At 60.9% G+C, this 19,000-nt stretch carries 20 protein-coding genes; all 20 read right to left on the bottom strand.

Features of this window, described 5'->3' with window-relative positions; genetic code table 11:
* Positions 1 to 5: 5 nt before the first annotated feature.
* The 20 genes from trmD to GJE22_RS06320 all read right to left on the bottom strand — a co-directional run bounded on the left by trmD (position 6) and on the right by GJE22_RS06320 (position 18,982).
* Positions 6 to 770, bottom strand: a complete 765-nt coding sequence (trmD, locus tag GJE22_RS06415) for a tRNA (guanosine(37)-N1)-methyltransferase TrmD (RefSeq protein WP_144688486.1) — start codon at positions 768 to 770, stop codon at positions 6 to 8.
* The gene (locus GJE22_RS06410; protein ID WP_235895842.1) at positions 770 to 1,336 is read right to left on the bottom strand and encodes a ribosome maturation factor RimM; all 567 of its coding nucleotides are present in this window, start codon (positions 1,334 to 1,336) and stop codon (positions 770 to 772) included. Before GJE22_RS06410 ends, trmD begins: the two co-directional genes overlap by 1 nt.
* A gap of 36 nt (positions 1,337 to 1,372) precedes the next feature.
* Positions 1,373 to 1,657 carry a KH domain-containing protein gene (locus GJE22_RS06405; protein WP_019128355.1) on the bottom strand — a complete coding sequence of 95 codons (285 nt, stop codon included), beginning with the start codon at positions 1,655 to 1,657 and terminating at the stop codon, positions 1,373 to 1,375.
* Between the two features lie 5 nt (positions 1,658 to 1,662).
* Positions 1,663 to 2,001: a 30S ribosomal protein S16 gene (gene rpsP, locus GJE22_RS06400; RefSeq protein WP_019128356.1), complete on the bottom strand. Its 339-nt coding sequence runs from the start codon at positions 1,999 to 2,001 to the stop codon at positions 1,663 to 1,665.
* A gap of 179 nt (positions 2,002 to 2,180) precedes the next feature.
* Positions 2,181 to 3,473 carry a DNA polymerase IV gene (gene dinB / locus GJE22_RS06395; RefSeq protein WP_144688442.1) on the bottom strand — a complete coding sequence of 431 codons (1,293 nt, stop codon included), beginning with the start codon at positions 3,471 to 3,473 and terminating at the stop codon, positions 2,181 to 2,183.
* 33 nt (positions 3,474 to 3,506) lie between these two features.
* Positions 3,507 to 3,923, bottom strand: coding sequence for a ribosome silencing factor (gene rsfS / locus GJE22_RS06390; RefSeq protein WP_235895841.1), 417 nt, complete (start codon positions 3,921 to 3,923; stop codon positions 3,507 to 3,509).
* Positions 3,924 to 4,100: 177 nt separating this feature from the next.
* Positions 4,101 to 4,730: a bis(5'-nucleosyl)-tetraphosphatase (symmetrical) YqeK gene (gene yqeK, locus GJE22_RS06385; protein ID WP_235895835.1), complete on the bottom strand. Its 630-nt coding sequence runs from the start codon at positions 4,728 to 4,730 to the stop codon at positions 4,101 to 4,103.
* A 2-nt stretch (positions 4,731 to 4,732) separates the two neighbouring features.
* On the bottom strand, positions 4,733 to 5,413 hold the full coding sequence (nadD, locus tag GJE22_RS06380; RefSeq protein WP_035101364.1) for a nicotinate-nucleotide adenylyltransferase: 681 nt from the start codon (positions 5,411 to 5,413) through the stop codon (positions 4,733 to 4,735).
* A 6-nt stretch (positions 5,414 to 5,419) separates the two neighbouring features.
* Entirely contained in the window at positions 5,420 to 6,820 is a 1,401-nt protein-coding gene (gene obgE, locus GJE22_RS06375; RefSeq protein ID WP_144688440.1) for a GTPase ObgE, read from the bottom strand.
* Positions 6,821 to 6,898: 78 nt separating this feature from the next.
* Complete coding sequence (rpmA, locus tag GJE22_RS06370) at positions 6,899 to 7,156, bottom strand: 50S ribosomal protein L27 (protein WP_019128362.1); 258 nt, start codon at positions 7,154 to 7,156, stop codon at positions 6,899 to 6,901.
* 28 nt (positions 7,157 to 7,184) lie between these two features.
* A complete protein-coding gene (rplU, locus tag GJE22_RS06365; RefSeq protein WP_019128363.1) occupies positions 7,185 to 7,559 on the bottom strand; it encodes a 50S ribosomal protein L21 in 375 nt (124 codons plus the stop codon).
* Between the two features lie 281 nt (positions 7,560 to 7,840).
* Positions 7,841 to 8,596 carry a TIGR03936 family radical SAM-associated protein gene (locus GJE22_RS06360; RefSeq protein ID WP_144688439.1) on the bottom strand — a complete coding sequence of 252 codons (756 nt, stop codon included), beginning with the start codon at positions 8,594 to 8,596 and terminating at the stop codon, positions 7,841 to 7,843.
* Entirely contained in the window at positions 8,593 to 10,470 is a 1,878-nt protein-coding gene (locus tag GJE22_RS06355) for a TIGR03960 family B12-binding radical SAM protein (RefSeq protein ID WP_144688438.1), read from the bottom strand. The genes GJE22_RS06360 and GJE22_RS06355 overlap by 4 nt, the downstream gene beginning before the upstream one ends.
* A gap of 74 nt (positions 10,471 to 10,544) precedes the next feature.
* Positions 10,545 to 11,471, bottom strand: coding sequence for a YcjF family protein (locus GJE22_RS06350; RefSeq protein WP_144688437.1), 927 nt, complete (start codon positions 11,469 to 11,471; stop codon positions 10,545 to 10,547).
* 27 nt (positions 11,472 to 11,498) lie between these two features.
* A complete protein-coding gene (locus GJE22_RS06345) occupies positions 11,499 to 12,710 on the bottom strand; it encodes an FtsW/RodA/SpoVE family cell cycle protein (RefSeq protein WP_144688436.1) in 1,212 nt (403 codons plus the stop codon).
* Between the two features lie 12 nt (positions 12,711 to 12,722).
* Positions 12,723 to 14,777, bottom strand: coding sequence for a penicillin-binding protein 2 (gene mrdA / locus GJE22_RS06340; protein WP_144688435.1), 2,055 nt, complete (start codon positions 14,775 to 14,777; stop codon positions 12,723 to 12,725).
* 12 nt (positions 14,778 to 14,789) lie between these two features.
* Positions 14,790 to 15,368, bottom strand: coding sequence for a hypothetical protein (locus GJE22_RS06335; RefSeq protein WP_144688434.1), 579 nt, complete (start codon positions 15,366 to 15,368; stop codon positions 14,790 to 14,792).
* 9 nt (positions 15,369 to 15,377) lie between these two features.
* Positions 15,378 to 16,400, bottom strand: coding sequence for a rod shape-determining protein MreC (mreC, locus tag GJE22_RS06330; protein ID WP_328592322.1), 1,023 nt, complete (start codon positions 16,398 to 16,400; stop codon positions 15,378 to 15,380).
* 15 nt (positions 16,401 to 16,415) lie between these two features.
* Positions 16,416 to 17,447: a rod shape-determining protein gene (mreB, locus tag GJE22_RS06325; protein WP_019128371.1), complete on the bottom strand. Its 1,032-nt coding sequence runs from the start codon at positions 17,445 to 17,447 to the stop codon at positions 16,416 to 16,418.
* 137 nt (positions 17,448 to 17,584) lie between these two features.
* Complete coding sequence (locus GJE22_RS06320; protein WP_144688433.1) at positions 17,585 to 18,982, bottom strand: tetratricopeptide repeat protein; 1,398 nt, start codon at positions 18,980 to 18,982, stop codon at positions 17,585 to 17,587.
* Between the last annotated feature and the right edge of the window lie 18 nt (positions 18,983 to 19,000).

Genomic DNA, 19,000 nt, shown 5'->3' with positions numbered 1-19,000 from the left:
CACTCCTAAGCGTTCTGTTGACTGGGCCCATGATAGCGCGCGATAAGCTCCTCTGCGAGGGCGCGCTCTGAGTCCGTGAGGCGTGCGGAAGAAATCAGGTCTGGACGCCAGCGGCACGTGCGATCGATTGCGTTCTCGCGACGCCAGGCATCGACCTTGGCATGGTCTCCAGAAAGGAGAACATCCGGAACGGCCGCCCCCTCAAATTCGGCGGGGCGCGTGTACTGGGCGTATTCCAGCAGACCACCCGAATCGCCTGTGGCAAACGATTCATCCACGCTGCTCATCGCGTCGCCGAGCGCACCGGGCAATAAGCGCACCACGGCATCGGTTACCACCATAGCGGCAAGCTCCCCACCGGTAAGAACGTAGTCCCCGATCGAGATCCGCTCATCGGCAAGGTCGTAGGCGCGCTCGTCGATACCCTCATAGCGACCGCACACAAACAGCAAGCGCTCCTGCATTGCAAGCCGCTCAGCTGCAGCTTGGGTAAAGGGCGCGCCGCACGGTGTGAAGAACACGACGTGCGGGCGCGGGCCCGAGCTTGCGATGGAACGTACCGCCTCATAGATGGGAGGGGCCTTCATGAGCATGCCCTGGCCGCCGCCATAAGGCTCGTCATCGACCGTACGATGCCGGTCGTGGGTCCAGTCTCTCAGATCATAGGCCCTGAAATCGAAGATGCCCGCCTGTCGGGCGCGTCCAAGGATGGATGTCGACATAACGGGCTCGAACATCTCGGGAAAGACGGAAAGCGTCTCGATGAGCATCATGCTTGGTCCACTTCCCCCGTTCGGTCGCTTCCTTGGCGCGCCTTCGAAACGGCACGTTCGTTCATGACCTGTTGAATCTTGCTGGTGTCGATCAGGCCATCCATGATATGGGTGCTGAGTGGTCCCGTAGGCGGAATCTCGTCCATCGCTTCTTCGATGATGGGAACGAGCACCTCGCCAAAGGGGCCTTCGATCTCGAGCACATCGTTGGCCGGAGTCTCGATAACGCCGGTAATGCAGCCGAGTTCACCAAATCGGACATCTACGACGTTGCGCCCGACAAGATCTTCCCATGCAGCCTCGAAGCCATCGAGGACGACATCCTCAGCGTGCGCGAGCACATAGCAGCCCTTGATGGACTCTGCTCCATCGATCCCCTCGATACCGCTGAAAGCAACGAGCCAATCCTGACCGGTATCCGTAACCGAACGCACGGTGCAGAAGCGGTCACGCTCGAATGCCGGTGGCGTGAGCGCAACCTCCATCCCGGGCTCCAGAACAAAGGGAAGGCCACGTACCGCACGTACGATGACCTCCCCGCGTTTCCCATGCGGACGAACCACACGGGCTATGTTGCGATAGGCGCTCGACACGATGACCTAACCCAAGACCTCGACCTCGACGGATGTGCCAAGACGAGCTGCAAGTGCACGAGCAAGCGTGCGAATCGCCTTGATGGTGCGGCCATGGCGGCCGATGACCTTGGCGACATCGGGCTCGGAAACCGTGATCTCGATGACCGAGGCGTTATCGCCATCGATAACCTCGAGGCTCACGGCATCAGCATCATCGACGATGCTGAGCACGAGGTACTCGACGAGATCGGCGATGCGATCGGAAAGCTCGGCCTCGGTTGCGGCAGCCACCGCCTGCTCCTCGGCCACGATGCCTACTCCTCGGTGGCAGCCTCAGCCTCGGCAGCCTTCGCGGCCTCGGCTTCCTTGGCAAGCTGCTTCTTGGACTTCTTGGCTACGGTCTCGGTCTTCGGACCCTCCTCGGCAGCCTTCATGAGCGCTGCGACGGCATCAGTGAGCTGGGCGCCCTTGCTCTGCCAATCGTTGATCTTCTCGATATCAAGGCTGATCGTCTTGGGAGAGGTCAGCGGATTGTAGCGGCCCACCTCCTCGATGAAGCGGCCATCACGCGGGGAACGGGAATCGGCCACGACGACGCGATAGTACGGACGCTTCTTAGAGCCGTGACGAGCAAGGCGAATCTTGACTGCCAATGAAAACTCCTCCAACCATGCAGCCAAAAAGGCTGCGACTACAGACAAACAGGTTGTAATAATACGCCAACGGAGCGGGCAGGTGAAGTGCAAGCAGGCAACTTCTTCGGTATTTCCGCAGGCTCCTCCATATCTTACGCATGAAATCTAAGAATGCAAGCCCGTGCGGTATTGCGATCCTATACGTCACTCGGTTTATTTTGGTTGAGGAACTTGTCGGGCCTCACCAGGTCGTCGCCGAAGCGTGCCGCTCGGCCGAAATTCACCGCGCCGTTGCCAAAGCGCTCTCGCACCTTGTCGACGGCGACCGAAAGCTCTCGCTTGCTGCTCGATACGGCTCCGCGCTCGTCGACCTCGCAGAACAGGTCCGTCTGAACGTCGCCATCGCACCTGAAATCGCTCATGCAGATACCGAGCAACCTAATATGCGTTCCTTCCGTCCAGATCTCGTCCATAAGCGAGCGCGCGACGGAGACGAAGATGTTCTCGTCGTCGGTGGCATGCGGCAGACGGCGCTGGATCGTGCGGCCACTGCCGTAAGAATACTTGACCTTCACCGTAACCGTGCGACCCGCCAGCCCGCGCCTGCGCAACCGGCGCCCGACCGATTCACCGAGCAGGGCAAGAGCCGCATCGATATCATCGCGTTCGGTAAGATCTTGGGCAAAGGTGCGCTCGTTGCTTACGGACTTCGTCTCTTCAGGAGCATCGATGGGGGCAACGCCGCTTACCTCAAGGCCTGCGGCGCGATCATGCATAAGCTGTGCGTTCGATCCGAACACCGTGACGAGGCGCGCCACAGGGGCGGCAGCGAGCTGGCCCAAGGTGTAGATGCCCATCCTCTTGAGCGATGCCTCCGCCGATGTACCGATGCCGCTCATGGCGCGCACCGGCAACGGCTCTAGGAAGTTTTCCTCGGTGCCGGGCGGAACAATCGTGAGCCCGTGCGGCTTATCGCGATCGCTCGCGATTTTAGCGACCGTTTTACTGGTTCCAAGTCCAATTGAGCATGTGATGCCGAGCTCGCTCACGCGGCGCGATATGCGGCTCGCAATATCGATTGGGTTCTCGCGCGAGAAGCGGCCCGGCGTGATGTCGAAGAACGCTTCATCGATAGAAACCTGATCGACAAAGGGCGTCTCATCGGCCAAGATGTCCATGACCTTTGCGCTCATCTCGCGGTAGCGATCGAAATGTCCGCTCGTCCAAATGGCATGGGGGCACAAGCGCTTAGCCTGGGCGGAAGGCATGGCTGAGTGGACACCGTAGGGTCGCGCTTCGTATGAAGCGGTGGAAACGACGCCGCGCCCCTCGGGGGATCCCCCTACGATAACGGGCTTACCGCGCCATTCAGGGTGATCGAGCTGCTCCACGCTCGCAAAGAAGGCATCGAGGTCCATAAGCCCGATGGCTGGACCTCGCCAATTACCGAAGAGCTCGAAGATGTCTTCCACCGCGCACCGCTCCCCCATGATCACGGGCACCCATGAGTGCCCAGAGCGCTCTTAGACCAAGTCGAGCGAAAGCTGCGGAGCATCTCCCCAGAGCTTCTCGAGCCGATAGTACTCGCGCGCCTCAGGAGTAAACACATGAACGACAACCGAGCCGTAGTCCATGAGAATCCACGTCCGCTGATCGCGGCCCTCGATGGAGAACGGATGCTCTCCGCATGCCTTGGCCACCTGCTCCTCGATTTCATCGACGATCGTATCGACCTGGCGGTTGTTGAATCCGGTCGCAATCATGAAGAAGTCACATACATCGGAAAGCTCAGTGAGGTCGAGCACGACGACGTCCTCAGCCTTCTTATCGAATGCAGCCTGCGCAGCGGCGCGAGCGACCTCTTCGGCGGCAACACCCGAAGAAGAAAGCGAGGCCGCGGAGCGATCAACCGAGGCTACGGACTCATCGCGCTCGGGCATGGCGTCAGAGCGGTCGATGGGCTCGATGAGGGCATCGGTGGCGTCGGTTGCGTTTTCCTGGTTCATAGCGTCCTTTCGTTCTGGTCAATCATGTCATAGTGGTCAAAACGGGACTGTCCCATTTTGGGTCAAAACGGGACAGTCCCGTTTTGACCCATTGGCCACTATGACACGTACCTATTTTGACAGTACGTAGTGGTTATAGATGTCGAGGGCCGTAGGATAGAGATATCTCCCAGATTGAATCACATAGACGAGACCTTGGGAGAAGCACGCGAAAAAGAGCTCGGGCAGCGACGAGACCCCCACCATCGACCTGAGCTCGACAGCATAGCTACCGTGGCGACCGGGTTCGATGGCATCGGCCACGAAGACCACCATATCAAGCGGCGTCATGTCGCACGCCCCTACCGTGTGTCGATCGATGGCTTGAAAGACGCTAGCCGGAAGCTCCGGAAAGAGCTCGGGCAGCTCGCGCGCGGCAACAGGACCATGGAGGAGCGGAGCCGCAAGCTCGGGGGAACCTGCCACATCCACGCCGTAGCGAATGGCGCGCGCAACCACCTCGTCGCTTGATAGCACCTTGTCCCAGTCGTGAAGCAGACCAGCTGCAACCGCTTCGAAGCGATTGACACCATAGCATCGGGCAAGCTTATCGGCCGTGCGCGCAACACCGAGCGAGTGCGCATGGCGTTTGCGCGCCTCCTTCATGCGCACATCTAGCAGCCCTTCAATGCGTTCAAGCTCGAGCAGCTCGTTTTCGGCAAACCCCAAGGTAGAGGAAACTGATCCCTGTTCGCGGGACATGGTCACGCATCCTTTCGGCGGCTATCGCTCTTGCGGTAGAGATGGTTCTTGCGAATATACCCAATCACCGATTCCGAAGTGAGGTATCGAGCGCTTTTCCCGAGCGCCACGCGCTGTCGGATATTCGTCGAGCTGATCGCAAGGGCAGGAATCTCGATGTAGCGAACATCGAACGGAAACCCTGATGCCTCGATGCGCTCACGCGCTTGTGTGATATCGTATCCAGGCCTGGTAGCTGCGATAAGGGTCGCAAGCTCGGCGATTTGCCCTGCATCACGCCATGAGACGATATCGAGAATCGCGTCAGCGCCGGTGATGAAGTAGAGGTGGACGTTGCTCGGATATTGCTCGCGCAGATAGGTGAGCGTATCGACGGTGTAGGTCACGCCTTCGCGATCAATCTCGAGCCTGCTCGTGTAGAAAGCCTCGTTCGCAGCTGTCGCGAGCACTGTCATCGCATACCGGTCCTCGGGGCTCGAGACCTCCTGATCGAGCTTGAAAGCCGGCGAGCCCGCGGGCATGAAGAGCACGAGGTCGAGACCGAGCGCCTCGCGAGCCTGCTCGGCGGTGACCAAGTGTCCATAATGGATGGGGTCGAACGTTCCGCCCATGATGCCGAGCCGGTACGTTCGATTCGGATCGCTCCCGATCTCGGGAAGCGCAAGCTTCTTTCGCCCATCCATGAGCATCTAGCCCTTCTCGTCGACCGCGGCCCTGAGGGCCTCGTCCTCCTCAACAAGGATAGCATCCCCGTCATCTTCTTCAGGGAACTCTTCGGCCCCCTCGAAACTGAAAGCTCGTCCTACGATGCGGACCTCATCGCCAGCGCGACAGCCCGCAGCCTCGAGGGCGTCGTCTACACCCATGCGCGAGAACCGACGCTGCAGGTAGATGATGGCCTCTTCGTTTTCCCAGTCGGTCTGCACCACCAAGCGCTCGACCTGGGTGCCCGTGACGCGAAATGCGCCCGGCTCCTCTTGGAACACCTGGAAGCGCCTCTCGCGCTCACGGCGACGACGCTCCCAGCGCTCATCGTAGACGACGGGATCTTCCGTGCTCGACAGCTCGGAGCGAAGGCGTGCCACGAGCTCGCCAACGGAGAGCATGAGCGTGTTCATGCCGGCACCGGTGACGGCAGAAACCGCAAAGAACATATGGCCATCGGCAAGAGCCGCCTGCTTGAGCTCGGCCACGCGGTCGGTCATGCCGGAAACGTCGCATTTGTTCGCCACGACGACCTGAGGCCGCTCGGAAAGCTCGACCGCATAGCGGCGAAGCTCCTCGTTGATAACGCGGTAATCCTCTACGGGATCACGCCCTTCGAAGCCGCCGGTGATATCGACGACGTGCATGATGAGCGCGGTGCGTTCAATGTGGCGGAGGAACTGGTGGCCCAGCCCCTTACCCTCGCTCGCACCCTCGATGAGGCCGGGAACATCGGCGACGACGTAGGAATACTCACCTGCGCGCACGACACCGAGGTTAGGAACGATCGTGGTGAAGGGGTAGTCGGCGATTTTGGGCCGCGCTGCACTCATATGCGCGATAAGCGAGCTCTTCCCCACCGATGGCAGGCCAACGAGCGCGGCGTCGGCCATGAGCTTCATCTCGAGCTCGATCCAATGCTCCTGCGCCGGCTCACCAAGCTGGGCAAAAGCAGGCGCGCGGCGGACCGAGGTGACAAAATGCGTGTTACCAAGACCGCCGGCACCGCCCGGGGCAACGATCACGCGCTCACCATCATGGGTAAGATCGGCGATCTCGAAAACAGGCTCCTGCGTATCGGGATCGAGCTCACGCACGACGGTGCCCACGGGCACGCGCAGGATGAGATCCTCCCCCGCCTTACCGTCTTTGCGAGCGCCCTTGCCGTGAGTACCGCGCTCCGCACGAAAATGGTGCTTGTAGCGATAGTCGATGAGCGAAGAGAGCTGGGCGTCGGCCTGAATGATGACGTCTCCGCCACGGCCGCCGTCGCCGCCGTCTGGTCCGCCCTTGGGCACATGGGCCTCTCGCCTGAACGACATGCAGCCGGCGCCGCCGTCGCCGCCTTTGACGTTGATGCGACTTATATCGGTAAACTGGGGCATCGTGCCTCGCTTTCAAAAAACGGGAGACCCCTGGGTATCCAGTGGGCCTCCCGAATATGCATGCGTATGAAGGGGCTGTTACGCAGTGGCAGCCGGATGAACGCTCACGCGATGCTTCACACCGCGCTTGTACTCAACGGTACCGTCAACGAGCGCGAAGAGGGTATCGTCCTTGCCGCGGCCCACATTCTCACCGGGGTGGATGTGCGTGCCACGCTGACGGACGAGAATCGTGCCCGCAGTGACGGTCTGGCCACCGAAGCGCTTGCAGCCAAGACGCTGACCGCGGGAATCGCGGCCATTACGGGAGGAACCGAGTCCTTTTTTGTGTGCCATGTCCTACCTACTCTCTCGAAGCCGCGAGCTACTCGGCGGCGGGAGCCTCGGCCGCAGCCTCGGCATCCTTGGTGGTCTTACGGGCAGCGCGCGAGGTAGCCTGGACCTTGGTGATCTTGACCTTGGTGAGCTGCTGGCGATGGCCCTTGAGACGATGATAGCGCTTGCGCTTCTTGAACTTGAAGACAAGCTGCTTCTCGCCCTTGAACTGATCGACGATCTCGGCCGTGACCTTGGCCTTGGCAAGCTTAGCAGGATCGGTGACGATCTTCTTGCCGTCGTTCAGGAAGAGGACGGGGAGCTCGACCTTGGAGCCGACCTCGGCGTCGATCTTCTCGACGGTGATGACATCGTCCTGAGCGACCTTATACTGCTTGCCGCCTGTTGAAACGATTGCGTACATCTTTAGCCCTTCATGCATCTGGTAGTGCAACGGTCGAACATAATAGCAGCTGCGTATTCGTGCGTCAACGGATATTCGCAGAGTCTCCGCAACTCAAGGTAGCCGCTTTTACACATGGTCCGCAGCATCAAACAGTCCTCGCCCTGTAGGCTTTGGCTACAGGGCTGCGAAACTCGCTGCGGACCATATGTAAAAGCGGCCAAAACAGGACTCCGCCAACGGCAAGCAGCAAGTTCGGCTTCACGACTATCTCAAACTCATCAAGCAGCGGCAAGACGCGCTCAGTGCACGTGAAGCGGGTCGAGGTGGGCGCCTTCGTCGGAAAGGGCGTACTGGGCGGTACGGGTCACCTCGTAGCGGGGGATTCGGGCAAGATGCTGGGTGCCCGTGGAGTGAATGGGTGCGTCCGGTGTTCCGTCGAGGTAGTTGTTGAGCGCCCCCACGAGCACTTCGGGTCGCAACGCACCGTCGTTATCCATGCGGGTATCGAGCGTGAGCAGGAAATGGCCCTCCCCCGCCTGCGCGAGCGTATAGCCCGCAAGGGTTCGCGTGAGATCCAGGCTCTTCTCCTTCTTGCCGCGCAGATACGCTATGGTGCCTTGAGCTCGGATGGCTTCCAATGCCTCGCGGACCATGCTCTCGGTAACCGATGCGTCACCAGTCCACAGGTTGACTGCGTACTCAGCGCAGGTGATGAAGGCCGTCAAAGCGGCAGCGCGCACGTCAACGTATCCCGCCTTGACAGGAGCAAGGTCAACGGGAGATGCCGCCTTAAGACGCTCGAAAGCTTCGTTTGGGGGAACGAGCTCGGTTAGGAACACGTCGTACCATTCGCAATCCGAGGCAGTCCCCACCGGCAACGCCGAGGAGAAACCTGCCCGCATATGGGGTGAAAAGCCCTGGGTGACGGCATAGGGAAGCTGGGCTCGCCTGATGATGCGCTCAATGGTGTGAAGCACCTCGAGATGCCCGAGGTAGCGAAGGCGCCCCTGCTTGACATAGCGAACCCGCAGGCGAAAGAGGGTCTGCTCGCTCACGAACGATCACCTACCAAAACGTTACTCACTCCGAGCGTGGGGCAGATACCGCACCCGGTGCAGGATGAGCGCGTACAATCCGCCGTCGTGATGCCAGCGAGGGCACGGCGCCACTCGCGCTCCAAAAAGCCACGCGACTCGCCAGGACTCACATGCTCCCAGGGAAGCCGGGCGTCGAGCTCAAACGGGTCCCGCGCGACGGCGCGCAAGTCGACGCCCGCATCGCGTGCCGCCTCGAGCCAACGGTCAAGCGAGAACTGCTCCGTCCACGCATCGAAGCGCGCTCCACGCTTCCACGCGCCCATGATAACGGGAAGCATGTCTCGTCCGCCTCTCGAGAGAGCGGCTTCGATGAGCGAGGTGGCGGCATCATGGTAATGGACGCGAATTGCCCGGTCGTGGACGCTGTCGAGCAGGAGCTTCTGGCGCCTACGGACCTCGTCGTCATCGAGCTGGCCGCACCATTGGAACGGCGTGTGCGCCTTGGGGATGAAGACCGAGACTGAGATTGAAACCGAAGGCCCGCCGCGCTGACCTTTGGGAACGACCTCACGGCCGATCTGGAGAACACGCTCAGCAAGCTCGCCGATGGCGACGATATCTTCATCGCGCTCGCCGGGGAGCCCCATCATGAAGTAAAGCTTGCAGCGGCGCCACCCGGCTTCGAAGGCGGCACGCGTAGCGCGCTCCAAGTCTTCCTCAGTAACGTTCTTGTTGATGATGTCGCGCATGCGCTGGCTGCCGGCCTCGGGAGCAAAGGTGAGCCCACCCTTCTTCTCGCCCGCGACTTGAAGGGCCATGTCAACGCCGAAGGAATCCAGTCGCTGCGAAGGAATGGAGACCGAAATCCCTGTGTCTTGCAGGTTGCGATTCAAGCGCTCGAGAATCTGCGAGCAGCAGGAATGGTCGGTAGTCGAAAGCGAGGTGAGCGAGACCTCGTCGTAGCCTGTCTCCTTAAGGCCTCGCGAAACAGCTGCAACGATTTGATCGGGCGTGCGCTCTCGAACGGGGCGGTAGGTGATTCCCGCCTGGCAGAAGCGGCACCCGCGCGCGCACCCGCGCAGCACCTCGATCGAGAGGCGGTCATGCACAAGCTCCGTGTAAGGAACGACAGATTGACTCACCGGATCGGTCGCACCGAAATCGGCAACGACGCGTTTGTACACAACGTCGGGCACATGCTCTCCCGTGCGAGGAACGGTGTAGCCATGCACGGTGCAAGTTCCCTCGTGAGACACCTCATAAAGCGAGGGCACGTAGGTCCCCGGCACGCAAGCAAGGGCACGCAGCACCTCCGTACGCGAGGCACCCGCATCACGGAGGCGGCGGTGCTCGCGGCAGAGCTCAACGATATGCTCCTCACCCTCGCCGATGAGGATGCAGTCGAAGATCTCGGCAATCGGTTCAGGGTTATAGACGGAGGGTCCCCCGGCAATGACAAGCGGGTCGTCTTCCCCGCGTTCACAGGCAAGAAGCGGAATGCCGGCCAAATCGAGCGCCTCGAGGTAGTTGGTTGCGGCCATCTCGTGTGGGACATGCAGCCCCACCACGTCGAAGGACGCTACGGGCGCCGCCCCCTCAAGGGAAAGCAGCGGAACCCCTGCGGCGCGCATCTCATCTGCCATGTCGATCCAGGGAACATACGAACGCTCGCATGAAATACCATCTTCGCGGTTGAGCGCAGCGTACAGGATGGCAATGCCCTGGTTAGGAAGACCGACTTCGTAGACATCCGGATAAATCAGGCACGCGCGATAATCGGCTTCCTGCGAAGACCGGGTACCCCATTCATGGTCGATATAGCGGCTCGGTTTCTCCACGCGAGCAAGTAAAGGTTGAAGCTGATCGAAGCAATCGCGATAAGCGGTGCGCACGGCACTCCTCTCATACCGATCAATAGAGGCATGGACCATACAAGGCCACGGATGAAGGCAAACGGGGGCAAAGGTTAGCGAGCGCTGCGGTTAACCGCCGCCTCCTGCACTCCGGTGGGGTCTGCGGAACCCGATGCCGTCACGCTGCGAGCGAACGAGACCACACGAGACACGCGGGCGTTCACGGGAGCGTAGTCGATCCCGCGCTCATACGCGCTTGCGAGTGCCCGCCCCATGGCATAGGTTCCTCCAGCAGCCACAAGCGCCTTGACGACGAAGGAAAGCCTGGGGGTAAGGCGGCAAAGGCCCTTAGCAGCCAAGCGAAGCAGAAGGCCGGAGCCCACAACAGCGGCGACCTCGTAACCGCGTTCCGGTTCAAGCTTATAGCCGAAGACAGCTGCGAGCTTAAGCACCATGCCGATCTCAGCAATCGTCATCACCGGAAAATCCGCACCCGGAATGAAGAAGAGCGCGCCGGTAGCCATGTTCGTGAGCGCGCAAGAGGTGATGATGCGGTTCGCAGCAGCGATGCGCATGAACGGGAAATTAGCTGCAAAGGCGACGTCCTTCTCGGTGCGGTCCAAGATCCAGCGAGCAAGCGTCTCAAGCAGATAACTCGCATCAGTAGCCGCGATAAGTCCGAGCATGGGGGTATCGGCGGTAATGAACGGCACCTCGATGCTCGATTCGGCAACCACGGCGACCGGGGCACCCGCCACGAGCATCTCCTGCACGGCGGGCTGAAGACGCTCGGATCCGCACGAAAGCACAAGTACGACGTCGGTGTCGGCGCGAACCTCGATCGGCGCCCCACCCAAGCGCTCCACACGTACGAGAGCAGACGTCGTCTGCGGAACGAGCGCGTCGCGCACCGTCTCAATGACGAACGGCGATGCGGAGCTGTCAACATAGACCGCCACGCGCACCGGCGTATCGGAATCCTTCTTTGCCGATGCACCCAGCTTAAGCGCCTGGGCAAGCGCATCGATCGGTAGCCTCATCGCACGTCCCATACCTTCCCAAACCGCTTATCGGGCGCCCCTGCGACGCCAGATCGATTGGATGATGCCGATAATCAAGCACTGGACAATCATAGACGAAGATCCGAAGCTGATGAATGGCAGCGGGATACCCGTGATGGGCATAAGCCCGATGCACATGCCGATGTTCTCAAAAATCTGGAATAGCCACATACCAACGAACCCAACGCACACGAGGCGGTAGAAGAGCGATTCGCATTTGATGGCGATGCGAATGGTTGAGAACATGAGCAGGGCGAAGAGAGCGAGGAGCACGAAGGCGCCGGCAAAACCGAATGTCTCGCAGAGCAGAGCGAACACGAAGTCGGTATGCGCCTCAGGCAGGAAGCCCGAGGTGGATTGCGTCGCATTGCCTATTCCTTTTCCGAAAAACCCGCCCGAGCCTACGGCGATGAGGGACTGCTGCAGATTGTACCCCGCGCCGGAGGTATCGGCCTCGGGATCGAGGAACACAAGTAGGCGGTTCATCTGGTAGTTCTTGATAAATGAGCGGCTATCACCCAGAACGCCGTCGATGATGGAATCGGTCGCGAGCATGAGCGAGACGAGTCCGATGATGAGCGCGAGGGTCATAAGAACCCATTCCTTGCGCGCTCCGCTCATCATGATCACGATGGCACCCGAAACGAACACGACGAGGCCGCTTCCCAGGTCGCCCTGAATGATGACGCATGCGAAGGGTATCGCGAGCATGCCGCACAGCTTGACGTAATCACGGAGCGTGTCGATCTTGCCATGGTACTGCGCCCCGAGCGCCGACATGAAAAAGATCGTCACGACTTTCACGAGCTCGACGGGCTGGAAGGTAAGGTTGATTAACGGGATGCGTATCCAGCCCGTCATGCCCATGGCGCTGTACTGAAGGCCTGGTACGTTGGGCAGGAACACCAAGACGATATCGATGACCAAAAGTACGGTCGAGAGGTTTTGGAGATTGGAGAAGTCGACGAACCGCCAGGTGAGAAACGCGAGAACGACGCCGATGCCGATACCGAGCAGATGGCGCGAAAAAGATGCATCCGCTATCGAGAGCGACGCCGTCCAGATGACAACGGTGCCAAAGAGCAGAAGGCCGACCCACGCGACGAGGACACCAAGATGGACCTGGGAGCGGAAGGAGCTCCTTGCCGAGCTCAACGTCTTGTTCACGCGCGACAGGCTGTCTTTGCCGCGAGGGGCTGCATGAGATCCAGCAGGCATGGCTCCTCCTTCCTAGCGGGTCGTATCGCTGAACGAGACGGCAGCGTCGTCGGGCGAGTCGTAGATCACGCCCAGAACGTGGCGCACGGCGTGCAGCGAGGTCGTTGCGCCGTACCCGCCCTGTTCGACCAAACTTGCAACAACGTATTTCGGGTCGTCGGCCGGAGCATACACGATGAACCATGAGTAGGGATCCTCACCCGACTTCTCGCCCGTTCCGGTCTTGCCGGCAACGCGAACCGGCAGATTGGTGAAGTGCGCCGTCGTACTCGGGGTCTCCTCATAGATGACGCCTTCAAGTGCGTCGTGCACGAGATCGAGCTCGCTCTGATCGTTCACCTCGGCGGTCAGGCGCTCCTTGGTGCCAGACTCGTTGTAGAGATAGGCATCGCCCTCGCCATCGCGTGCGACGGCAGAGAGGAAGACGTGCGGCGTGTATTCCAAGCCGTTCATGGCGATGCCGCCATACCCCGTAGCCATCTGCAGCGGCGTGACCAAGATATCGCCCTGGCCGATAACGATGTTCGTCATGTCTCCCGGGTTCCAAGCCCGATCCTCATCCGAATAACTTGAGAAGTACTCGTTCTTCCATTCAGCATCGGGCACGCGACCAGACGCCTCGCTCGGCAGGTCGACACCGGTTTTGGAGCCAAGGCCCCAGCGACGGAACATCTCCTGCAGGCCCTCGGGATGCTCCTCGTCGTAGTAGAAATCATGGCCGATGTCGTAAAAGACCGGGTCGCATGAATACACGATGCCGTTTCTGAGGTTCAACGGGCCATGGCCGCTGTGGTTCCAGCAGTACTTGCCGTACGCTTCGCCGTTGCCCGTCCACCAGCCAGTGCAGTTGGTCGTTCGGGAAGACGAATAGATGCCATACTCAAGTCCGGCGAGCGCAGAGAACGCCTTGATGGTCGAGGCTGACATGTACTGACCGCCAACCGCACGGTTGAGCAGCGGGTTTTTCGACTCCTCGCTATTGAGCTGCGACCAGATGTCAGACGAGACGCCGCCAACGAATACCGAAGGATCGAAGGTGGGCGCGCTCGCCAGGCCAAGGATCTCGCCGTTCGTGCAGTCGAGGCACACGCAGGCGCCGCATTGCGCGTTGCCGTAGCCCGCCCGATGCGCAACCTCGATGGCGTACGCCAGACCGTCTTCGCAAGCCTTCTGAATATTCACGTCGATGGTGAGACGGATATCGGAACCCGCGCGCGCGGGTACCTCCCCCACCTGTCCGGTAACGTTGCCAGAGGCATCGATCGTCACCGTCTGCTCACCGCGAATGCCTTGGAGCAAGCGCTCGTAGCGGCTCTCGACGCCGGCCTGGCCCACCACGTCGCCGGATCGGTATTCGATGCTGCCCTCGGTCTGCTCGGCCTTCTCCTGCTCCTGGAGTTGCTCTGAGGTGATGGTGCCGGTGTATCCGAGCACATGGCAGGCAAGGGTGCCGTAAGGGTACTCGCGCTCCGTGCGATCGGCAACGTAGACACCCGCGAACTCGCCAGCATGCTCTTGAATGTAGGCAACGGTCGAGCGGCGCACGTCGGTCGCGATCGTATGCTGGGCCTGCGCACCCTCGGTATTGTCCTGGATGTTGCGGCGAACGGCCACATAGGGCATGCCCAAGACATTTGCCAGGTGGCGAACGAGAACGGGGTCGTCAGCAAGATCGCGATATGCGGTCACCGCGAGCGACGCGCGATTGCGCACGAGCTCAACCCCGTTGCGGTCGAGGATGCGGCCGCGAGGGGCGGATGTGGTCACGGTTCTCGTGCGATTGCTTACAGCGAGCTGGTCATAATAATCCGAGCTCACCATCTGCATGCTCCAGAGCTTGGAGATGAGCGTTGCGAACATTGCGCCAACGCCTACGGCAAGCAGGGTAAACCTTCCCTTATACGCAAGCCCCTGCGTATTGCCCTCGCCCTCGGAGGCCTTCGGCTTGGTGCCGTTCTTGGTATCGAACGTGAATTTGCCCGAGTAGCCCCTCATGATAAGGAGCGACCCGATGATGGCGGCGACGAGGACGGCGCCGGCTATGATAACGACAAGCTGGGCATCCATTCCTCACACCCCCTAGCGCAGGTTTCGCAATCGCTTGCCCGAAGATGACGATTTAAAGCGCGTTCCGCCCTTCCCCTTAGCGGTGAAGCCCCCACGCCCTTGGTTGCCGCTTCCAGCAACCATGAGGAAGGGTACGGCGAGCGCACAGCTCAGCAACGCGGACATGAGCCCGTGGGCACCGAGCGAGACGAGAATATCACCCTCGTACCCCAAGAGCAGAAGACCGATGCCGTTGGCGAGGCACACGACAATCGAGAACACAAAGAAGAGACGAATCGACGTGCCCGAGAATCCCGTGGTGCCTGCATTGGAGACATGGGAAAGCGCAAACGACCCGATGGTGAGCAGCAGCGTCATGAGACCTACGGGCACCGATGCGGTAAGGTCGTAGAACAGGCCCGCGAAGAACCCGACGTACACCGCGCGGGGGGCGTTTCCCGTGAGCGCAAGGGTGCCGGCAAGCACCAGCATGGCGTTGAAGCGCCCGCCAAAGATGGAAATCTGGGGCGAGAGCGCTACCTGAATCACGCAGGCGACGACTGCAAGTATGACGAGCGTGCGCTGGCTCGGGCCCGAATCACGAAAATCCATGGCGCTCACCTACTCCCCATCCGAAGAGGAGCCGGAACCGTCTCCATCGCCACCGCTGCTGGAGCCAGAGTTGTCTGTGGATTCAGAAGATCCAGAGGAGCCTGAGCCAGATGTGCGCGACGTACCCTGCGGCGCATCGTTGGCCTGCGCCACCTCTTCATCGCTCGCCTGCTGATCAGAGGTGAGCGAGGTGATCACGAGAACCTCTTCGTTGTTCTCCGTATCCGATGAGGCGGGCGTGACGGTGATGGTGTAGTAGGTAGCATTCTCCTCGCGAACCACCGTAGAGACGGTGCCGAGCGGGAGGCCCTTGGGATAGACCCCGCCGATGCCCGAGGTGACGATGATGTCGCCCTCTTGCACATCAGCATCGGTGGTGACGTATTCCAAGCGGAGGGTGCCGTCGGGCTGGCCCTGCAAGATGCCCTGCGCCCGCGTGCTCTGAACCATGGCCGAGACGCCGGAATTCTCGTCGGTGATAAGACGAACGGTAGAGGTATTGGCGGAAACCTCGATAATCTGGCCGATAACGCCCGCAGAATTGCAAACGGGCATATTGATGGCAAAACCATCGGCGGAACCCTTATCGATGGTCACCGTACGCGACCATGCATCGCTCGATTCGCCGATGATGCGAGCGGCCGTGGATTCGAGATTGTACGTTGACTGCAGCCCGAGGAGGCTCTCAAGCCGCGAGGCGGTCTCCTGGGCCTCCGAAAGCTCGGCAACCTGAGCAGTGAGTTCCTCGTTTTGCGCTTTGAGATCGGAGAGCGTCTCCTGGGAGGCGGTGAGGTTCGAGAAGACGTTGCCGAGTGCGTTGAAGGGGGAAGCGACAACCGAGCCGGCGTAGCGCACCGGGCTCGTGATCGTGGTCACCACGGAGCGTACCCCATGGATGGGGCCGGATTCCCCTTCACGGATGTAAAACGTGAGGAGCAGGATCGATATGACGCACAGAACAATGACGGGGCGCAGCCCCGTCGATTGTCTGCGATTGTTCAGGCTGGTGGAAAACCCCTGCGAGCGCGGCACGAACGATGTTCCCCCTTAGGCGTTGCTCTGGACGAACCCGCCATCGAAGGCATTGGCTTCGAGGACGCGCGCGCAGCCATTGACCACGTTATCGAGCGCCGTGGGGCTCACGTTGACCGAGACGCCCGTCTCATCGCGGAGAAGCACGTCGAGGCCGCGCAGGAGCGCGCCGCCGCCTGTGAGCAGGATGCCATAGTACATGAGGTCCGAGGCGAGGTCGGGCGGGGTGGCGTCGAGCGCATCTTTCACGGCCTTGACCATCTCCTCGAGCGGCTTCTGCAGCGCGCGGCGAATCTCCTCGCTCTCGATGCGAACCGTCTTGGGCAAGCCGGTGATCACATCGCGGCCGTTCACCTCAACGTCGAGCTCGTCTTTGAGCGGCACGGCGGAACCGACCTTGATCTTGATGTCCTCGGCGGTGCGCTCGCCGATCGCGAGGTTGTAGGCATCGCGCACGTGAGAGAGAATCGCTTGGTCGAACTCATCGCCGGCAACGCGAATAGACTGCGAGACGACGATGCCGCCCATAGCGATGACAGCGACCTCGGTCGTACCGCCACCGATATCGATGACCATCGAGCCCGTAGGCTCCTCAACAGGAAGGTCGGCACCGATGGCCGCGGCCATCGGCTCCTCGATGAGATAAGCCTGGCGTGCCCCTGCCGACATGGTAGCCTCGAAGACCGCGCGCTTCTCGACCGAGGTAACGCCCGACGGCACGCACACCACCACGCGCGGACGCGGAGTCCAGGGGTAGCGCTTATCGGAAGCCTTGTCGATAAAGTAGCGAAGCATGGCCTCGGTGACATCGAAGTCTGCGATGACGCCGTCTTTGAGCGGGCGCACTGCCACGATATTGCCCGGCGTGCGGCCGAGCATGCGCTTCGCCTCGATGCCGACCGCGAGGATGCGGTCATCATTCTTATCGATCGCAACGACGGAGGGCTCGCGTATCACGATGCCCTTCCCGCGAACGGAGACCAGCGTGTTGGCGGTGCCCAAGTCGATGGCGAGGTCGCCTGCATACTGGCCAAACAGCATATCCATCAAAGAAAACAACGTTTCCCCTTATCACATTGCTCGAACGGCGCGCACGCGCGAATCTGGTCAAAGTGTAGCCCACTCATCAACCAACCGATGATGGCGGCAGACGTATCTCGTCAAACACCACAAGAGCGCGATGCTTACTCCGCAGCGGCGCTCGATCCATCGGAAGCCGAACCCTGCGCGGTATCTACCTTGGAGCTCGATGCGGCATCGGTCTCGGCAGTGGTATCAGACGAAGAGGCCGAATCGGAAGCAGCGGTATCTTCGTCGTAATGGAGATCGAAGGAGCTCACCACCCAACCAATATGGTTGTCGCTGCGCACGAAGGTCACATCGTACTGAGGGGTGCCGCCCAAAGGAAGCTCGACCGTAACAAGAGCCGTCGACTCAGTCATAGACTGGTCCATGTTGGTGATCGTAGCGGTCGCGCCATCGGGGATCGAGGAGACGATCGACGCCTTAGCCGCATCAGAGAGGCCTGAGGCGAGATAGGCGTTCGTATCGCCCTCGTTAGCGGCAGCGTCGAAGAGACCGTTCAGGGCATCCTGCTGCGAGGGGAAGCCGAGCCCGCGCGTATAGGCGAAGGCAAGGCCGCCAGCAGCGATAACGAGCAGCACGAGGAAGACGATGAAGACCTTGAGCCCCGTATGACGGTGCTTACGGCGAATCTTCATCTGGCGCTTGTCCTCTTGGATCATCTCGGCCTCGGTCATCTTGAAGAAGCCGGTGTCGGAGGGGTCGGGCATGAGCGCACCGGACTTACCGAGGGGATCGAGCGGGTCGATCGTGTTATCGAGCCCGGAAGCACCTGCAGGTGCCATCGCATTGCGGGCAGAGGCAGCGTCGAGCGCATCCTGTGCGCGGCCGCGCGCTTCCTCCTGCTCGGGCGTGAGCTGATAAAGCCCATCGGCCGTGGCCTGACGGAACGCCTCGAGCGCCTCGGTGGGCCGGTTAGAGGCGGCATAGGCGCATCCGAGCCCTGCGTTGATCGAACGCGCGTCGTCACGAGGGCCGGCAAAATCGAGCGCCGTGCGGAACGATTCGATGGCGTCTCCCGGACGTCCGAGCTTCACGAAGCAGTCACCAAGCTGGGCAAGGGCAGACGCGGGCGCAGGGTTCGCGCCGTCGATCGCCGCCTGGCGAAACGCCGTGCCCGCCTCGGCAACGCGGTCCAAAGCAAGGAGCGCCCGGCCAAGGCCGAGCTGCGCTTTGTACGGGGTGGCATAGGTGCTGTCCTGGAGCGCCTCGGTGAAGCACCGGACGGCGCCCTCGTTATCGCCGATGGCAGAAAGTGCCTTGCCCTCATTCGTAAGAAGCGCGCCGCGCTTGCCATAAGCAGCGTCGTTCAGGGCGAGCGCATAGGCAGATGCAGCCTCGCGGGCCAAGCCGAGCTTCATAAGGGAGTTACCGCGAAGGTGGTCGACCTCGCCAGCAACCTCTGAGTTCTCCTTGCAGGCGGAAAACATCTGTGCAGCAGTGGAAAAATCGCCTGCGCGATAAGCGGCGCGGGCACGCTCGAGCAATTCTGCGTTCACGGGATTCTCCTTCGATGA

This window comes from Enorma shizhengliae (assembly GCF_009676995.1).
Taxonomy (GTDB): Bacteria; Actinomycetota; Coriobacteriia; order Coriobacteriales; family Coriobacteriaceae; genus Enorma; species Enorma massiliensis.
The sequence above is the reverse complement of the archived record's forward strand: the minus strand, read 5'-3'. Positions and strand labels throughout refer to the sequence as shown.